12 protein-coding genes are annotated in these 20,268 nt (G+C 30.6%); 3 read left to right on the top strand and 9 right to left on the bottom strand.

Annotated features, from left to right (window positions below; genetic code table 11):
- Positions 1-32: 32 nt before the first annotated feature.
- The 4 genes from BMX42_RS06565 to BMX42_RS06550 all read right to left on the bottom strand — a co-directional run bounded on the left by BMX42_RS06565 (position 33) and on the right by BMX42_RS06550 (position 7,187).
- Positions 33-1,535 carry a peptide MFS transporter gene (locus BMX42_RS06565; RefSeq protein ID WP_091310930.1) on the bottom strand — a complete coding sequence of 501 codons (1,503 nt, stop codon included), beginning with the start codon at positions 1,533-1,535 and terminating at the stop codon, positions 33-35.
- A gap of 1 nt (position 1,536) precedes the next feature.
- Complete coding sequence (locus BMX42_RS06560; RefSeq protein ID WP_091310792.1) at positions 1,537-3,195, bottom strand: peptide MFS transporter; 1,659 nt, start codon at positions 3,193-3,195, stop codon at positions 1,537-1,539.
- Between the two features lie 80 nt (positions 3,196-3,275).
- Positions 3,276-4,988 (bottom strand): peptide MFS transporter, encoded by a 1,713-nt coding sequence (locus BMX42_RS06555; RefSeq protein ID WP_091310788.1) that lies wholly within the window; start codon positions 4,986-4,988, stop codon positions 3,276-3,278.
- A 27-nt stretch (positions 4,989-5,015) separates the two neighbouring features.
- A complete protein-coding gene (locus BMX42_RS06550; protein ID WP_091310784.1) occupies positions 5,016-7,187 on the bottom strand; it encodes a S9 family peptidase in 2,172 nt (723 codons plus the stop codon).
- Positions 7,188-7,312: 125 nt separating this feature from the next.
- Between BMX42_RS06550 and BMX42_RS06545 the strand changes: the two genes are divergently transcribed.
- From BMX42_RS06545 to BMX42_RS06535, 3 genes are all read left to right on the top strand, one after another.
- Entirely contained in the window at positions 7,313-13,798 is a 6,486-nt protein-coding gene (locus BMX42_RS06545; RefSeq protein ID WP_091310781.1) for a PAS domain S-box protein, read from the top strand.
- Positions 13,799-13,837: 39 nt separating this feature from the next.
- Positions 13,838-15,139, top strand: a complete 1,302-nt coding sequence (locus BMX42_RS06540; protein WP_091310777.1) for a hydroxymethylglutaryl-CoA reductase, degradative — start codon at positions 13,838-13,840, stop codon at positions 15,137-15,139.
- A gap of 222 nt (positions 15,140-15,361) precedes the next feature.
- On the top strand, positions 15,362-16,282 hold the full coding sequence (locus BMX42_RS06535) for a GYDIA family GHMP kinase (protein ID WP_091310773.1): 921 nt from the start codon (positions 15,362-15,364) through the stop codon (positions 16,280-16,282).
- Here the strand turns inward: BMX42_RS06535 and BMX42_RS06530 are convergent.
- From BMX42_RS06530 to BMX42_RS06510, 5 genes are read right to left on the bottom strand one after another with little or no spacing between them, the layout of a single operon-like run.
- Positions 16,274-17,110: an NAD-dependent epimerase/dehydratase family protein gene (locus BMX42_RS06530; RefSeq protein WP_091310770.1), complete on the bottom strand. Its 837-nt coding sequence runs from the start codon at positions 17,108-17,110 to the stop codon at positions 16,274-16,276. The two genes, BMX42_RS06535 and BMX42_RS06530, sit on opposite strands and share 9 nt — an antisense overlap.
- A gap of 3 nt (positions 17,111-17,113) precedes the next feature.
- Positions 17,114-17,461 (bottom strand): hypothetical protein, encoded by a 348-nt coding sequence (locus BMX42_RS06525; protein ID WP_091310766.1) that lies wholly within the window; start codon positions 17,459-17,461, stop codon positions 17,114-17,116.
- Between the two features lie 2 nt (positions 17,462-17,463).
- Positions 17,464-18,000 (bottom strand): YfiT family bacillithiol transferase, encoded by a 537-nt coding sequence (locus BMX42_RS06520; protein ID WP_091310763.1) that lies wholly within the window; start codon positions 17,998-18,000, stop codon positions 17,464-17,466.
- Position 18,001: 1 nt separating this feature from the next.
- A complete protein-coding gene (locus BMX42_RS06515; RefSeq protein WP_091310760.1) occupies positions 18,002-18,478 on the bottom strand; it encodes a DUF6265 family protein in 477 nt (158 codons plus the stop codon).
- A complete protein-coding gene (locus BMX42_RS06510) occupies positions 18,479-20,005 on the bottom strand; it encodes a carbon-nitrogen hydrolase family protein (protein ID WP_091310757.1) in 1,527 nt (508 codons plus the stop codon).
- Between the last annotated feature and the right edge of the window lie 263 nt (positions 20,006-20,268).

The raw sequence follows: 20,268 nt of genomic DNA, 5'->3' as shown, positions 1-20,268 counted from the left end.
AAATATATACAAATAGTATGCCTAAAAGCAAGTTACTTAACATCTTGCATTAATTTTTTAACTAATGGTGAAATGGTAATTAAAACGATTCCTGCAATTAATGCATAAATGGCTAATTGATAATATCCATCTGCATAGGTATTTAGTTTTTCTAAATTGGTAGCATGTTTTGAAGCTTTTGCAATATTTGCACCTAAAATTCCAGCAAAGTATTGACCATAAGCACTTGCTAAAAACCACATTCCCATAATTACAGCCTGAGTTTTTTGTGGCGATAATTTTGTCATGGCACTCATTCCAATTGGTGATAAACATAATTCTCCAAAAGTGATAATGAACCAACCAAAAGTAAAAACACTTAGTGATGTTCTTCCAGAAGCATCTGCGAAAAACTTAGTGTAATAGAAAATCCAGAATCCACCAGCCAAAAACAAAAAGGCTAAACCAAATTTGATTATGGTATTCGGCTCGATTTTTCTTTTTGCCATCCATAACCAAACTAAACCAACTAATGCCGCAAAACCAATTACAAATAATGAATTTGCCGAATTGTTCACACCATTTGGACTTAAGGTAACTCCACCAATTTGATTGTTTAAGTTGTTTGCGGCAAACAAACTTAAGGAACCACCGCTTTGTTCAAAAAATGCCCAAAAGACAATTGAAAAAAGGATAAATACTAAAGCGGCAAATAATTTTTTATTTTCTACTATAGAGAAATTTCTCATTTCGTAAAATAAATACAAAATTGAAATGGGTCCAATCGCATACATGAAATAATCAGTGTAAACTGTATTTCCAACCATTATAATTACAATTGGAATCACTAAAATAGAACCTAAATAGGTTAAGTTTTCTAATAATTTTTTTCTTGAAACTTCAAGATGTGCTAAAGGCGTAAGCCCGATACTTGCTAAACTTTTTTGTGTTTGAGTAAAAGTCAATAAACTAATAATCATTACTAAAGCAGCAAAACCAAAACCAACATTCCATCTTAAATGTTCTGGAACGATAGATTGCCATAAAGAACCTTCGGCAACAGCAATACAAATATAACCTCCAATTAATGCGCCTAAATTCACACCCATGTAAAAGAATGAAAATCCAGCATCGCGTCTTGGATCATTGTCTTTGTATAATTGTCCAACCATGGATGAAATATTCGGTTTAAAGAAACCTGTTCCAACAATTGTAAATCCAATTCCAACAAAAAACAGACTTTTCGGATCAACTGCTAAAATAACACTTCCAATGATCATTAAAATTCCACCCCAAAACAGCGATTTTCGTAAGCCCAGAATTTTATCGGCAAATAATCCACCAATAAAAGTGAATGCGTATACCCAAGCTTGCGTAGCACCATATTGTAAGTTGGCAACTTCTTCATCCATGGCTAAATGATTCACCATAAATATCACTAACATTCCGCGCATTCCGTAAAAACAGAAGCGTTCCCACATTTCAGAGAAAAATAAATACCACAATTGTTTTGGGTATTTGCCTTTAAAGTTTTGAATTTCTTCTATCGTTTGCATACTAGTTGATTCCATGATCTTTCATTACTTTATTTAAGTTTTTCACTAAGGCAAACATTAGAACTGTTGCAAACATTAGTAATCCGAAGTTTACCCAAAAGAAATTGGCTTTATCGTCATAAGTATCCCACATACTGGCTAAAACACCAGATAATTTATTTCCGATAGAAGTTGCTAAAAACCAACCACCCATCATTAGTGCTGTAATATTTTTTGGAGATAGTTTTGAGACAATGGATAATCCCATCGGACTCAGAAATAGTTCACCAATTGTGATGATTCCGTAATTAGCTACTAACCACCATACTGAAACTTTTTCAGTTCCATTATTTCCAATATGAACTGCGGCCACCATAACTAAAACAGATAAAGCTGAGATTAATAAACCAAATGCAATTTTAGTTGGAGTAGAAGGTTCTTTTTTTCTGCTTCTTAAGAAAGTGAAAAATGCTACAATTAGTGGTGTTAAAATAATCACCCAACCCGGATTAATAGATTGACTTAAATTGGTTGCCCAAATGCTTACTTTGCTTCCTTCTTGAGGTGTTTTTTCTTTTGATGAGTTTCTGAAATAAACAGGATAATCAACTACTTTTTTAACTTCACCATTTTCTTTTTGAAGTCGGAAACTTGAATCATATAATTCAGTAGAATCTTTTTTATATTCTATTTCTTTAGATAATTTCAAACTATTGAAAACCGCTTTAGTTGTTCCACTGATTTCTCTATCGGTATATCTATCAGCCCAAGTTGTTAAAGCAGAACCATTCAATTTAAAAACGGCCCAAAATAAAATTACCACTGCAAAAATAGATAATAAAGCTCCAATTGGTCTTTTGTCTTCGGCTCTAGCTTTGAAATATAAACTCCCGTAAAAATAAACTACAGGAATACAAGCAAATATAAATGCATCCGTACTGTCTGAACCGAAAATAGCGCTATCTAAATTTATATCAGAAGCCACACCTTTTAGTAACCAACCAATAATACCAAATATTACAGAAGGAACTAAAATGTAAAGTACAATTTTAGAAAAAGGCATATCACCTTCTTGAATTCCTTTTTTATCTGTTTTGTTTCCGTAATGTTTCGTTCCTAATAAAAACACAATTACACCAATAAACATTCCTAAACCAGCTGCCATAAAAGCGTATTGCCAACCTAGTAAAATTTGTAAAGCCGCTCCAAAAAAGTTACAAATAAAAGCTCCAACATTAATTCCCATATAGAAAATGTTGTAACCTTCATCTTTCTTGGCTATGTATTTTTCTTCGTTATAAAAGTTACCTAAAAGTGTTGAGATATTTGGTTTGAAGAAACCATTACCTACAATGACTAAAGTCATAGCGACATATAACATTGGTAAATTATGAATTCCCATCATAAAATATCCAACTCCCATCATTAGTCCTCCAATAACAATAGATTTTTTATATCCTAAATATCTATCTGCAATTAAACCACCGATAAAAGGAGTTAAAAACACTAAAGCAATAAAAGTTCCGTATAAATCTGAGGCTTCTTTTTCCGTCATTGCGAATCCAGCTTCAACATCTTTAAGGTACAAAGTAAAAATTCCGATCATTAGATAATAACCGAAACGTTCCCACATTTCAGACAAGAATAAATAAGGTAATGCTTTAGGGTGTGTTTTCCACATAATATTTTTGTTTTTTTGTTAAAAAAAGCCCCGATTACTTCGGGGCTTGAAAGATATAAAAAATATTTTTAATTGTTTAACTAAAGACCATTCATCATTTTCTTTAAACGAGGAGAGATTATGGCTAAGATTACAGCAGCGATACCACAAAGAATAACGAAAACCATGAAAAACTCATATAAATTGTGGATTTCAAATCCAGCAAATGATGTATGAGAAATTGGTAATTGCTCTTTTTCAAATAAAGCAATTTGTTCTGGCGTAAGCGTTATTTTTTTGTCTAATACATCTTGAAGGTTGATTCCTAATTTTTCTGCTTTTTGGAATTTATCACCAGTTGCAGGAATAATTGCTCCTAATGAACCTGCTAAAGCATATCCAGCAGCATTAGAAATAAAGAATACTCCGTATAATAAAGAAGCAAAACGCTTAGGCGCTAATTTACCTACTAAAGATAATCCGATTGGAGATAAACAAAGTTCACCCATAGTTTGGATTAAATATAATAACATTAACCATTTGATAGCTAATAAACCTGAGTTTCCTAAATCTTTTACATTGTGAGCAATGATGAAGTAACTTAAAGCAATTAAAGCTAAACCAATAGCTTGTTTCATTGGAGAAACTGGCTCTCTATCTTTAGCTCTTAATTTATCCCATAATAAACTGAATGGTAATGCTAAAGCAACAACGAATAAACCGTTAAAAATTTGCACCATTGAAGGAGGCATGTTCCATCCAAAAATATGTCTGTCTGTTTGATTATCTGCGATAAATGTTAATGAAGATCCCGCTTGTTCAAAAGCAGCCCAGAAGAAAATAATAAAGAAAGATACGATGTAAATTACCCAAATTCTTTGTCTTTCAACTTTACTTTCAGCAGAACTCATAATTAAGAACGCTAATGAAATACCAGCAGAATAAATAAATGGATAAATAATTCCTTTGATTAATTGTCCCATTTCTACTGAAGTCACACCAAATTCACCAACTAGTAAGAATCTAAATACAAAGAATAAAGCAACAAATAATCCAATGGCAATACCTATTGATTTTCCTGTGAATTTTGCAGTTTGAGTTTCACCATCTTCAAAATCATCATTTGTACTGTTTTTTGGTAATCCACCAATTGGTCGACCTTCAGGTGTAACTACATATTTATTTTTAAGTAAAAAGAACGTTATTGTTCCGATAATCATTGCCATAGAAGCGGCTAAGAATCCCCATTTGAAAGCGAAAATATCTCTTACACCAGTTGTTCTGTCTTCAACATCTCCCAAGTAAGGACAAATAAATTGACCTAAAAAAGCACCGATATTAATTCCCATATAGAAAATAGTAAAGGCAGAATCTAATTTACTTTTTTCTTGTTTTGGATATAAACTTCCAACCATTGAAGAAATATTCGGCTTAAAGAAACCATTTCCAAAAATGATAATAAACAAAGCGATCCACATAAATAGTTTCGCACCTCCTAAATTAGCAGAAAATGTTGAAGCACTTAAGAATAACAAGAACTGACCAATTGCCATTAAAGTTCCCCCAACTAAAATACAATTTCTGTTTCCTAGATATTTATCTGCGATAAAACCTCCTAAAAGAGGTGTTAAATAACATAAAGCTAAAAAACCACCATAAATAATTGCTGCATCTGCTTCTTTTATTAATAGAGAATTTACCATGAATAAAGTAAGTAACGCTCGCATTCCGTAGAAATTGAAACGCTCCCACATCTCTGTTCCAAATAATACCCAAAGTCCTTTTGGATGTCCTTGTTTAACTGTTTCGCTCATTGTTTTAATTTGTTTGTATTAGTTAGTTTATAGTTTTTCTAAAATAAAGTTGGTCATTTTCGTGTACAATTGTAAACGTGTTTTTCCTCCAAAAATTCCGTGATTTTTGTCTGGATAAATAGCCCAATCAAATTGTTTGTTCGCTTGTACTAAAGCTTCTACCATTTTCATAGTGTTTTGTACATGAACATTATCATCAGCCGTTCCGTGAATTAATAAAAAGTTTCCTTTTAATTTACTTACGTGTGTAATTGGCGAATTATTATCGTAACCACTTGCATTTTCTTGCGGTGTTTGCATGTATCTTTCTGTGTAAATACTGTCATAATATCTCCAAGAAGTTACAGGAGCTACAGCAATGGCAGTTTTGAAAGTATCTGCTCCTTGGAAAATACAGTTTGATGCCATGAAACCTCCAAATGACCATCCGAAGATACCAATTCTAGATTTGTCAACATAAGCATATTTTCCAAAAACTTTAGCCGCATCAATTTGATCTTCTACTTCAAATTTTCCTAATTCTTTCTGTGTGCATTTTTTGAATTCTGCACCTTTAAAACCAGTTCCTCTTCCGTCAACGCAAGCAACAATGTAACCTTTTTGTGCTAACATCATAAACCAATAATCATCTGTTCCATTCCAAGCGTTATCTACTTGTTGTGAACCTGGACCAGAATATTGAAACATAAATACTGGATATTTTTTTGTCGCGTCAAAATCTTTTGGTTTAATCATCCAAGTATTTAAAACGTGACCTTTTTCTGTAGTGATAGTTGAGAATTCTTTTGGAGAAACACTGTATTTGGCTAATTTTTCTTCAACAGCTTCGTTAGATTGGATTTTCTTTAATTCTTTTGAAGTTTTAGAATCGTTTAAAGAATAATATGGTGCTGAAGTAGCGCTAGAATACGTATTGATAAAATATTGGAAGTTCGGGCTGAAAGTAGCGTTGTTCGTTCCAGTTTTTAATGATAATCTTTTTTTAGATTTTCCGTCAATAGAAACAGAATAAATATCTCTGTTAATTGAACCGTTTTCTACTGATTGGTAATAAATTGTTTTGTTTTTTTCGTCAAAACCATAATAAGCTGTTACTTCCCATTTTCCTTTAGTAACTTGGTTTTTCAACTTTCCAGTTTTGTCATAATGATAAATATGATTGAAACCGTCTTTTTCTGATGTCCAAATGAAACTGTTATCTTTTAAGAAAGTTAAATTATCTGTAACATCAATGTATGCTTTATCTTTTTCGTTTAAAACTACTTTTTTAGCTCCTGAATTTCCATCAACAAAAAGCAAATCTAAATTGTCTTGGTGACGGTTTAAAACTTGTGCGCTTAAAACGTTAGCGTCATTTGTCCATTCTAAACGAGCAATGTAAAAATCTTTATAATTGCTTAAATCGATTTTTTGTGTTTTAACTGCATTTACATCGTAAATATGTAACGAAACATCAGCGTTTTTTTCACCCGCTTTTGGATATTTGAAAACCGATTGAGTAGGATATAAACCTTGGTTGTACAAATCCATTGAGAATTCAGGAACGTTACTTTCGTCAAAACGAATGAAACCGATTTTTGTTCCAGTAGCATTCCAATCGAAAGCACGAACAAAAGCAAATTCTTCTTCGTAAACCCAGTCTGTAATACCATTAATTACAACGTTTTTCTTTCCGTCAGTTGTAATTTGAGTTTCTTTGTTTGAAAGGAAATCAAAAACAAATAAATTATTTTCGAAAGCATAAGCTACTTTATTTCCATCAGGAGAAAATGTAGGTTCTTGAATGGCTTTTTCAGTAAATTTTGATAATTTTTTAGAAGCGATATCGTACACAAAATAATTTGCAGTGAATGAATGTCTGAAAATTTGATTCGAATTAGTTGCGATTAAAATCTTTTTTTCGGCTTTGTCAAACGTATAACTGTCGATAGATTCTAATTCTTTGTGGTTTTTTGTATCGATTAAAGTCGAAACCTTGTTTAAGGTTGCATAATCAAATAAATCAATTTGTGTGGTTTTAGAATTTCTATCGAAATTTAACACCGTGTATTGATTTGTATTCTTCATGGCGTTCAATTCGTCCATGCCTTTTGTTCTGAATGCGCCACCCCAAATTTCCTCTAAAGTTAGCTTTTGTTGAGCAACAACTGATACTGAAGTTGTTAATAAAAATAATAATAATTGTATAGATTTTTTCATATAAATAATTTGTAAAAAACCCCCAATTTTAGTGAAAATTTACGACATAACCACATAAAAAAACTGACATTTTGAATTTTAACATTTTTTTCATATATTTAACAGTTGAACTTTAACCATATTTGATGCCCAAACATTACAAATATTTTTTTTTAATCATTTTTATTTTTATTGCACAATGTCTTGAAGCGCAACAATTTAAATTTGATGTAATAAATCACGAAAAAGGTTTGTATTCTTCTAGAATTAATAAACTTTATAAAGATAGTCGTGGTTTGTTATGGATTTGTGGTGACGGTGCTGGTTTGTTTAGTTATAATGGTTATGAATTTAAAAATTATAACAAAGTAAACGACTATGAAAATCTTTTTGTTGTTGATGTTATTGAAAACGAAAATAAACAATTGGTTTTGTCTTCAAGATATTTAGGGATACTTTTTTTTCAAGGAAATAGGTTCATTAAACTGACAAAATTACAAGACAAAAAAAACACTCCTCAAACAAATGTTTCTAAGTTCGTAAAAACCAAAAAAGGAATTTTTGGCTTTAGTATTTTACATGCTTATTTCATTGATAATAAAAATGAAGTTAGTTGTATAAAAGATTTAAAAAGCCTTGCCATTTCAAAAATAACTTCTGCAGAAACGGTTAATGATGAGCTAATTCTTTTAGGAACTGATAAAGGTTTATTCGCTTATAATATCAAAAAGAATAGTATTGAAAAAATAAGTAATTTTAGTAATGAAGTTACCATTACTAAAGGAATTAATGCGACAGTTTTAGTTGCAGATATTCAAGGTAAAGTTTTTGAAGCTACTTTTAAAAACTCCAAACTAGATACGAGTAAACTACTTGTAACTATAAAATCTAAAAGTGGTGGCGTTTTCAAGATTACCAATATTTTGCAAAATTTAAACGGAAGTATTTGGTTTACTGGAACAAAAGAAACGGGAATTGGAATTTTATATAATAAAAAAAAATATACCATTTTAGATGGTAAAAATGGAGTGCCAGCTTCAGAATACTTATCCATATTATCTGATAATGGTATCATTAATGTTGGAACAGATTTTCTTGGATTTTTCCAATTTGGAAAGCAAAGTTTTATAAAATATAATGCAACACCAGAGTTAAATTCTCCTTACATTTTTAATATTGCTGATGTTGGCAAAAAACTATATATCACGGTTCCTAAAAAAGGAATTTTAGAATTCGACAATACAGATGTTAATAATTTAAAATATCTTAAAACCATACCAGTTTATGCAGATAAAATTGGTGAACTCTTTAAAAATGCTAATAACAAACTTTTAATAGCTTCAAAAGACGGATTATTAGAATATGATGGAGTAAAATTAAATACCAAATTTAAAATTCCTTCAACCTGTGTTTTTCAGGATTCATTAAGTGAAAAATATCTTGTTGGAACTTCAGGAAATGGAGTGTATGTTCTAGATGAAAACTTTAAAGTTATTGATCAATATGTAAATAAAAATTTTCAAATCACTTACATTAATTCTATTCAACAGTATAAACAAAATTTATATTTGATTTCAACCAATGCGGGTCTTATTTTATTTGAATATAAAAACAGAAAGCTGAGTTATAAAAAAATAATTACAAATAGATTCGCGTTTTTAAAATGTAAAGATCAATTTGGTACGTTTTGGTATAGTTCAGAAAATTCAATTACATCAATTAACAAGAATTTAGAAGCCAAAAAATTCACCACTTCTGATGGTTTGTCATCTACTTTAATTTATACCTTAAATACACATAAACAATATCTTTATGTTGGAACAAACAAAGGAATTGATAAAATTGAGATTACCAATACTGGTGGAATTAAAAAAATTGAAACCTTAAACATTTTTAATGGATTTGATGGCTTAGAAACTAATTTTAATTCGGGTCATGTAGATAAATTTGGTAATTTGTATTTTGGAACTATAAAAGGTTTATATAAATACATCACTTATGAAAATACCAAAAACAACAAAAAAAATAATTTGAAAATTACATCATTATCTATTTTTAATGATGAGTTTGTACCTAATAATTCATGGTATAATGTTCCAAAACAAAATCATCAATTTGAGAGCAATCAAAACTTCTTAACTTTTAAATTAGGACAAACAACCAGCGAGATTAATAAAAAAATATACCATTCCTATAAGTTAGAAAATTATAATAAAGAATGGAGTAAACCAGAAACAAACAATGAAATATCATTTAGCAACTTATCTCCAGGCTATTATATTTTAAAAATTAAAGAAGTTGATTTGTTTTCCAATCAATCTGGTATTATCACAACTTATCCATTTTCTATAAAAGAACCCTTTTATGGAACGTGGTGGTTTTTTTCCATAATAGCTCTTGTTTTTGGCGGAATTTTAAATTTTGCTTTTCAAAAATCTTTAAAATTTAATAAAGAATATGTAAAATCACTTTCAGATAATAACTTCATAGAGTACAAGAAAAATTATTTGCTCTATTTTGGCGTTATTATTATTGTAACGGGTGTGTTTTATGTTTTCTTAAGAATTATAGATGAAGCCCAACTTATAACCCGAATTCTTTTTGGTTCCTCTTGTTTGCTGCTTTATTTTTTATCTAACTTTCCTATAATTTTAAAAAATTTAAAATATATTTTTATTACTTATTTCGGAGTGTTAGTCGCTATTTGTTTTCAAAATTTATCCTTAAATACCATTCCGTTATATGTAGCTGTCGAATTCTTATTAATTCTCTTTTTTGCCTACAATGTATTTGACAAATTCAAGGCTTACATCATATTTTCAGTGCTTATTTTAGTAGCATTATTAATATTGTTTTTTAATATTAAAGGTAATAGAGAAATGTATTTAATTTTGATAATTGCGAATGTTATCATCTTAATTATCAATTTTTCACGACGTTCTTATTTGTTAAATGCGAATGATAAATTAATTTTCACAAACAATATTATCAATCAATCGAATAGTATCACTTTGGCTTGTGATAATTTAGGAAATGTGAAATTTTGTAGCGATTCTATAACCAAAATATTAGGCTATAAACCGCAAGAAATTTTAGATAAGCAATTCTGGAAATTAACAGGTGATGATGATTTTAAAGAACTAGATTACAATGATATTTTCAAACCGAATTCTATTTTTGTTAGAAAAGTAAAAACAAAATCTGGCGACACTAAATACATACAATGGAGTGACACCAAATACGGCGACAATCTTTTTATTGCTTCTGGATATGATATTACCGAAAAAATTGAAGTCGAAAAACAATACCAAAACTTAGTTCAATTTGCTTCTGATATTATCTATGAATTAGACAAATTCGGAAATTATATTTTTATTAATGATTATACTGAAACATTATTAGGTTATACTTCTGAAGAAGTAATTGGAAAAAACTTTAGCTTTTTAATAGTGGAAGAATATGTTGATATGGTTAGAGATCATTATTCTAAAATACCTCATGATAAAAATAATTTTGACGTCATAGAATTTCCAATTTATAAAAAAAATGGAGAAAAATTATGGATTTCTCAAAACACAACAATCAAAAGAGATTTCAATGAAAAAATTGTTGGATTTTCTGCAATTGCCAGAGATATTTCATTAGCTAAAAAAGCAGAATTTCGTGAAACAACAAGACACGATAAAATTAGTCATTTGAATGCTGTTTCTAACAAATTAGCGACTTTAAACTTCTTGAAATTTGGAACAACTACCGAATTAATTGAACACATTACTAAAGAAGCAGCTATAGGTTTGCAAATTGACCGCGTGAGTCTTTGGTACAATTATGAAGACCACATTGATTTAGGAAATACATATGTTCGACATGAAGACAAACATTATAGAGATTTAACCTTACAGAAAAAAGACTTTCCAGTTTGTTTTGGAATTCTTGAAAATCAACCCGTTTTAATTTCTGTAGATGCACAAAATGACCCACAAACTAAAGAGTTTGTAGAACACTATTTCAAATTATACGATATCAGATCGCTTTTAGATTTTCCATTGTATATTTCCGGACAACTCGTAGCAATAACTTCTTTTGAAGCTACAAAAGAAATCAAAAACTGGACAGATGAAGACATCAATTTTGCCAGAACCGTTTCGGATATTATCACTTTAGCATTGGAAACCATTAAAAGAAAAAAAGCAGAAGAACTTATTATTTACAAAAGTGATCTTTTAACCTCAATTACTAAAACGACTGAAATTCTTCTACAAACCACAAATGAAGACAAAGTTTTTGAAGATTCATTAAAATATGTTGGAGAAGCCACAAAAGTAAACCGAGTTTATTATTATAAAAATGATTTAGACACAAATCTATTAAGTAAAATCTACGAATGGACAAGTGATGAAAGTTTAAAAGAAATTGACAATCCAGAATTGCAAAACATTCCACATGATACTTTTCCAGAATTCATTGATGTAATTATTAAAAACAAACCGTATTTGGCTGTTGTTAATGGTATTCCAGAAGGAAATCTTAAAACAATTTTACAAGAACAATGTGTTTTATCAATTTTAATTTTACCCATATTTATCAAAAAAGTATTCTATGGCTTTTTAGGTTTTGATGATTGTACCACCGAACGTGTTTGGAATTCAGATGAAATCAATATTCTTCAAACATTAACGAATAATATTTCGGTTACAATTGACCGTATTCAAAGTGAAAATATTATTAGAGAAAGTGAGGAAAAATTCAAACTTTTAGCCAATAATATTCCAGCAACAGTATATTTAATTAAAGAAGATGAAAAGCGAAATATCATTTTCATTAATGATGAAATTGAAGTGCTAACGGGTTACAAAAAGCAAGAAATCATAAATACCGATTTCCATATTTATAATTTATATCATCCAGACGATAAAAAAAATGCCATAAAAATTATTCAAAAGGCATTGGATGAAAAAAAACCCTATAAAGTCACTTGCAGAATTATAAGAAAAGACGGCGGAATTGTTTGGGTAGAAGAATACGGAGAAGGAATTTTGAAAGACGGAAAAGTAGAATATCTAGAAGGTGTATTAATTGATATCACGGAAAGAAAACAAGCAGAAAAAGCCGTTATTGAAAAAGAATTAGCAGAATCATCCAACAAATCAAAATCAGAATTTTTGGCCAATATGAGTCACGAAATCCGAACGCCTTTAAATGGAATCATCGGATTTAGTCAGTTGTTGTTAAATACGGATATCGACTTGCTACAAAAAGAATATCTACTAACTGTAAATCAATCGGCAGAATCGCTTTTAGATATTGTAAACGACATTTTAGATATTTCAAAAATTGAAGCTGGAAAACTAGTTTTAGATTTAAAGAAAACTAAATTATATCCGATGGTTTATCAAGCAATAGATTTAATTAAGTTTAATGCCAACGTGAAAAATCTGGAAATAATTGTTGATATTAAAAAAGATGTTCCATGCGATGTGGTAGTTGATGACATTCGAATCAAACAAATTCTAATCAATTTATTAAGTAACGCAGTTAAGTTTACACATGAAGGTCAAATTGAATTGATTATATCAAATCAAGGTTCGAAAGGTAAAAAAATAAAATTAAAATTTGAAGTTATCGATACTGGAATTGGAATCAAAAACGAAAATAAACATAAAATTTTAGACGCTTTTTCACAAGAAGATTCTTCAACAACCAGAAATTATGGAGGAACTGGTTTAGGACTTTCTATTACCAATAGATTACTGAATTTAATGGGTTCTAAATTAGTCATTGAAAGCGAAATGGATAAAGGGAGTAACTTTAATTTCGAAATTACTATTGAAGGTAAATTCTGTAAATCACATAATAAAATTGAAAACAATATTATTGAAAACGCTTTAGTGATTGATAAAAACGAAAAAGCTGGAACTATTCTAAATGAATTATTAGTCACTTATAATATTAACAGTGTATATCGAAATAAGTTTCAAGAAATTCATTTAGGTGAAAACGATGCGCTATTTGTAGATTATCATTCGTTGTCTGAAACCCAATGGCAACATATATTAATGACACAAAAAACAAATAATTTCTATTTGTACATCATGCAACCTATCATTTCAAGCAATGTTGAAAATTTATTAAATGAGAAAATTAAAATTTTATTAAAACCATTTAAAATTGATGCTTTACAAAAAGAATTAAGCAATTTAAAAGACACAACAGCTGTTGAAATTATTGAACCTGAAAATAATATTGATTTAGAGAACTCAGACAAAATTAAAATTTTGGTAGTGGAAGACAATAAAATAAACATGCTTTTAACCAAAACCTTAATTCTAAAACAATTTAAAAATGCTATAGTAATTGAATCCGAAAATGGTGAAGATGCTGTTGAAAAATATAAAAAACAAAATCCACATATTACTTTAATGGATATTCAAATGCCTATTAAAAACGGATATGAAGCAGCCGAAGAAATATTACAAATTAATCCGAAAGCCATTGTTATTGCTTTAACTGCTGGAATTTTTACAGGAGAAAGAGAAAAATGTTTAGAAATTGGAATGGTCGATTTCGTAGTGAAACCATTAGACAAAGAGCTTTTTGATTCCAAACTTTTAAAATGGATTCAAACGCTTTAAAAGTAACTTTTATTACCTTTGCAAATCAATACGATACTAATGACTCAAAATAAAGTAGGTTTCTCAAAACTAAGTAAAGAAGAAAAAATAAATTGGATTGCCACAAACCATTTTGCCAATCCAAAAGAAGCTATAGCTGTTTTACATCAATATAAAAATTCAGATGAATCACTTCAAAAGTTGCATGATGAATTTATTGAAAATACGTTAACCAATTTTTATTTGCCTTTAGGTGTTGCGCCAAACTTCACTATCAACGGAAAAAATTATACAATTCCTTTTGCTATTGAAGAAAGTTCGGTTGTTGCAGCAGCGAGTAAAGCAGCAAAATTTTGGGGTGCTCGTGGCGGATTCAAAACCACTATTTTAGGAACAGAAAAAATTGGTCAAGTTCATTTTACTTATGAAGGTGACAAACAAATACTGAACGAATATTTCAATTTCGTAAAACCCTTTTTACTTTCAGAAACGGAAGATATTACCAAAAACATGCAAAAGCGTGGTGGCGGAATTTCCGATATTCAATTGGTTGATAAAACCGAAGCTTTAGAAAATTATTACCAATTGCACGCCACTTTCCAAACGAAAGATAGCATGGGTGCGAATTTCATCAATTCATGTTTAGAGCAATTTGCGAAAACTTTCAAAAATAAATCGGAAGAGTTTGGTATCAATTCGATTCAAATTGTGATGAGTATTTTGAGCAATTTTGTACCGAATTGCGTCGTTCGTGCTGAAGTTTCTTGTTCAGTTTCAGAATTAAATGAAGATAAAAATATCACGTCAAGTGAATTTGCAGAAAAGTTTTTAACAGCGGTGAAAATAGCAGAAGTGGAACCTTATAGAGCCGTAACGCACAACAAAGGTATCATGAACGGAATTGACGCAGTGGTTTTAGCAACTGGAAATGATTTTAGAGCAGTGGAAGCTGGAGTTCATGCTTACGCGAGTAAAGATGGAAAATATACAAGTTTATCTCACGCTAAAATTGAAAACGGAATTTTTACTTTTTGGTTAGATGTGCCTTTAGCTTTAGGAACCGTTGGCGGATTAACCAATTTGCATCCATTAGTGAAATTCTCTTTAGAAATGTTAGGCAATCCTTCTGCGACAGAATTAATGGAAATTGTTGCCGTTGCCGGATTAGCTCAGAATTTCGCAGCGTTACGCTCGCTAACCACATCTGGAATTCAGCAAGGTCACATGAAAATGCACCTGAACAATATTTTAAACCAACATAAAGCCACAAAAGAAGAAAAGCAACTAGTTATCTCCCATTTTGAAAACAAAACCGCTTCGCATAATTTAGTAGTGGATTTTTTAGAAAGTTTGAGGAAATAGTAATCAGTGTTCAGTTTTTAGTGTTCAGTTATACTCATTGTCACATTGAGCGGAGTTGAAGTGTTTTTGAATAAAAAAATCCTTTCAAATCCTTTAAATCTGCGTGCCAAAACAAGCAAACAAAAAAATCAGCGTTGCGAAGCATCTGTTAAATCAGCGTGCCAATTAACACAAACAAAAGCAAAAAAAACTTAGCGCCTTAGTGCCTTCGTGGCAAAATATATGAAAAATACATTCTACTCTAACGGAAAACTCCTAATCACTGGAGAATATTTGGTTTTAAATGGCGCAAAAGCTTTAGCGTTGCCTACAAAATTTGGGCAATCGTTAGAAGTTTCGACAATTGTAGAAAAAAAAATAATTTGGAAAAGTTTGGATGCCGATAAAAGTATTTGGTTTGAAACCGAACTGACTTTTGATGAAATTATTGCTGGAAAAGACTTTGAAGAAGAGCATCCTATAAAACATACTTTAGTTGAAATTTTACATCAAGCGAATATTCAAAACCCTGAGTTTTTGGCTTCGGAAACAGGTTTTAAAATTGAAACAGAATTGACCTTTCCAAGAAATTGGGGTTTAGGAACATCATCGACATTAATCAACAATATTGCACAATGGTTAGAGATTGATGCCTTCGAATTACTACGAAAAAGTTTTGGCGGAAGCGGTTATGACATTGCTTGCGCGCAACATAATTCGGCGATTACGTATCAGTTAGATGCGGAAGAAAAACCAATTGTTGAGGTGGTTGATTTCACTCCAGATTACACAGAAAATATTTATTTTGTTTATTTGAATCAGAAGCAAAATAGCCGACGCGCGATTCAGAATTACATGAACAAACAACAATTTCTAACGAACAAAACCGCAACCATTTCTGAAATTACGAATAGAGTAGTGCTTTCACCAAGTTTACAAACCACAACCGATTTATTACATCATCACGAAATTATTTTAAGCGATATTTTAGAAATAGAAACCATAAAGGAACGTTTATTTCACGATTTCAAAGGCACTATAAAAAGTTTAGGCGCTTGGGGCGGCGATTTTGTAATGGTACTTTCTAAAGAAAATCCAACCCAATATTTCATTTCAAAAGGTTATGAAACTATTTTGACGTATGAGGAAATGATATTAATCTAATTTCGGATTTTTAAAAGCATATCCCAAAACAGTCTCCAATTTTTCACTAGAAACAATTTTTCCAATATTCGCTTCAGTTTCCGAAAATTTTGGTTTGGGTAAATTTAAAGTTATTGCTTTTTGTATGTAATAGTTTTTTCTTGTCGGATGATTGGGTGCTACGGCGTTAAACGTTTCATTCCATGTTTTGTCATGTTTCAGCATCTCACAAATAATTTCAATACAATCTTCTTGATGAATTAAATTTATGGGCGCTTCCGGATTGGCAACATTGGTTTTTCCAGTTAGCATTTTTATTGCATTTCGGTCTTCGCCGATTAAGCCACCAAAACGGATAATGGTTGTTTCAAAATTGCGATTATTTCGGAATATATTTTCAACTTCAACAAGTTGTTTACCACTTTCTGTATCAGGATGTAAAATACTTTCTTCTGTAACTGTAGGAATAGAAACCGAATCACCATAAACAGATGTCGAACTCACAAAAATCACTTTTTCAATATTAGAATTTTCAATAAATGGAAGTAAAGTTTTGATTTTATTTACAAACGTTTTCTCAGAAGTAGTCTCCGAAATTTTTCTTAATCCTGGCGGAATATCTATGATTAGAATTTCGGAATCATTTAAAAATTCGGAAATATTTCCAGTGATTTCATGTTCAGAAAGTGCTATTAAATAAGGTTCGATTTTATTCGATAGTAAAACGTCTAATTTGTTTTCAGAAGTTGTGGAACCTTTTACTTCGTAACCTGATTCAATTAATTTTTTGGCTAACGGAAACCCTAACCAACCACAACCTAATATTGAAATTCTTTTATTTTCTAACATTTATTAATTATCTTTTTTAACCAACACATATCCTTCATTTTCTATCGCCATATAACCTTGGTCGTACACAAAATAATAGGTATTTCCTGTTTTTGTTGTGTAAACGGAAGTCAGTAAATCGAAATCGAAACCTTTACTAATTAATTTATTTTTAGTGGTTTTGGTTTTGCCTTCCGGATTTAATTCGGTTAAAATTCTATAGTTTTTACGCAATTTGTTATTGATGTTGCGCATCAAATTGGTGTGATCTTTATTCATTTTATTATTGTAGGCATTTCTGCAACCGTCGCTACAAAACTTTTTGTCTTCTCGGCCTACAATTTTATCGCCACATTCTAAGCAATTCTTCATAATTAAAATTCTCCTTTATATTCTAATGCTTGTTTGATATGTGCTAAATGATGGTTGCAATGCCAAGCATACAAAGCAATCGCTTCTATTAGCGTGTGTTCTTTTTTGTTTTCTGGATGATAATATTTTCGTCCTAATTGTTCCGTAGTTAAACTATTTAGTAAAAGTGTCCATTTGGTATGAATACCTTTTAAGACTAATATAGAACTTTCAATATCATCGGATTTTCCGTCAATTAATTCGGCCCATAAATGTTCTTGATAAGGTTTAATTGTTGGAATTTCTTCAGTTAAAGCCAATTTAAATCGGATAAAACTATTAATATGACTATCGGCCAAATGATGAATCACTTGTTTGATGCTCCAGCCATTTGGTCGGTACAAATAATTTAATTCTTCAACAGAAATAGAAGATGTAATGGCTTCCAATTTTTCAGGTAATTGCTCAATTTCTATGATCCAATTTTTCAATTGAGGTGCGGAAACTTCTTGAGGCATTTCAAATGGCCCAATCGGAAATTTTAAGTTTTCTAAAGTCATCTTACTTGGTAAATGTAAATTTCACTTCTTCTTTGCTTTCTTCAAAATACACGTAGACATTCATTTCAGTAGCAGAAACATTTTCATAAGTTAAACCATCAAAATAAGCTCTGTTTTTGTCAATTTTAATAAACTTGAAATCTTCGCTAACTTCACCTGTTTCCCACGCTTTCATATCGCCACCGAAATGTTTGATTTGAAGTAATAAGGTTTTGTCTTTTTCAATAATATGACCTAATTCGTAAAAAGAAACTTTGTTGTCGCTTAACATTTTAAAGCAAAACATCATGGTTTTTCCGCTTGGTGTATCCCAGTTTTCTTGACAAATTCCAAATGGAGATGTGCCTTTCCAGTTTCCAGCAAGCCATTTCACGTCTTCTAAAGTCGCGTTTGGCGAACCTTTTTCGTCGTTATATTGTAGTGTATTTTGAGAAAATACTAAAGTCGAAAAAGTTAAAAATAAAAATAGTGTTTTCATTTATTTTAGTTTTTTAAGTTGGTACAAATCATGTCTACGATCTTTCATAGCTCTAACACTTCCATGTTCATGTAACTCCTTTAAAAGATTAATGTCAACGTCTACAATCAATGTCATTTCGGTGTTTGGTGTGGTTTCAGCTTTGATTCCGTTACTTGGAAATGCAAAATCGGATGGTGTAAAAACTGCCGATTGCGCAAACTGAATGTCCATGTTGTTTACTTTTGGTAAATTTCCAACACAGCCTGCAATAGCAACAAAGCATTCGTTTTCAATAGCACGCGCTTGTGCACAATGTCTTACTCGGGTATAACCATTTTGAGTATCTGTTAAGAATGGAACAAATAAGATGTTCATTCCTTCATCCGCCATCAATCTTGAAAGTTCAGGAAATTCTACATCATAACAAATTACAATTCCAATTTTACCACAATCGGTATCAAAAGTTTGAATGGTATCGCCTCCTGTAATTCCCCAATAAAAGATTTCGTTTGGAGTTATATGAATTTTTCGATACATTTCATTGGTTCCATCGCGCTTACACAAGAAGCCTGCATTATATACATGTCCATCTTCTAAATAAGGCATACTACCAGTAATAATATTGATGTTATAGGAGATTGCAAATTCTTGAAATTTCTTTTTTACAGCATCGGTATGTCGGGCCAATTCTTTTATCGCTTCTGCTTCGGAAAGATGGTTGTAATCGGCCATTAACGGCGCTGTAAACAGTTCTGGAAATAAAGCAAAATCACTTCCATAGCCTGATACAGCGTCAATGAAAAATTCCGCTTGTTCAAATAACGCTTCTATATTTCCTAAGGAGCGCATTTGCCACTGAATTAAGCCTAATCGAACAATACTTTTTTCTGTATTAATCAATCTGGGATTGTCTTCGTAATAAACGTTATTCCATTCTAATAAAACAGCATATTCTTGTGATTCGACATCGCCTTCTAAGTAGTTTTTTAACACACGGACTTCATGAAAATTATTACTTAATTGGAATGATAAAACAGGATCATATAGTTCTTTTCGTTTTATTTTTTCGATATATTGTTTTGGATTTAACTCAGAAGCATGTTTTCCATAATTTGGAATTCTTCCTGCAAAAATTATAGATTTTAAGTTTAATTGCTCACTTAATTCTTTTCTAGAGTCATATAATCTTCTGCCTAATCGTAAACCTCTGTATTTTGGATTGATAAAAACATCAATCCCGTATAAAACTTCTCCTTTTGGATTGTGCGTTGAAAACGTATAATTTCCTGTAATTGCTTTGTAGTTTTTGGTTTTGAAAGCAAAATCTTCCGTAACTAAAATAGATAAAGCAGAACCAACAACTACTCCGTCGGCTACAATTACAAGCTGACCTTCAGGAAATACTGCTAATAATTTTTCAATATGTTCTTCTTTCCAATATGAATTTACCATTTCTGGATAAGATTCAATCATGGATTTTTTTAATTCTTTGTAATCTTCAATTTGTAAATTTCGTAATTCTACTTTGTTTATTGTAATTGACATATGTAGTTGGTTTACAACAAATATAGTAAAAATATAGACCAATTACAAACGACAACAAACACTTACAATCGATATTAAATGAATAATAACCGAATAATCTTTTGAAGTCACCACATCTTTGCACTGTCGAAATGAAACAAAGAGTTCATCAAACAAAAAAATAATTATTATAAACATTTAAATTTTAAACGCCATGACATGAGCATTTCCTTGGGCTAAATCTAAGATAAATGCGAATTGCATAATTCAAATTAAAAACAATT

The organism is Flavobacterium terrigena (genome assembly GCF_900108955.1).
GTDB classification, from domain to species: Bacteria; Bacteroidota; Bacteroidia; order Flavobacteriales; family Flavobacteriaceae; genus Flavobacterium; species Flavobacterium terrigena.
Note: the sequence above shows the minus strand (reverse complement) of the source record. Positions and strands in the feature narration are given on the sequence as shown.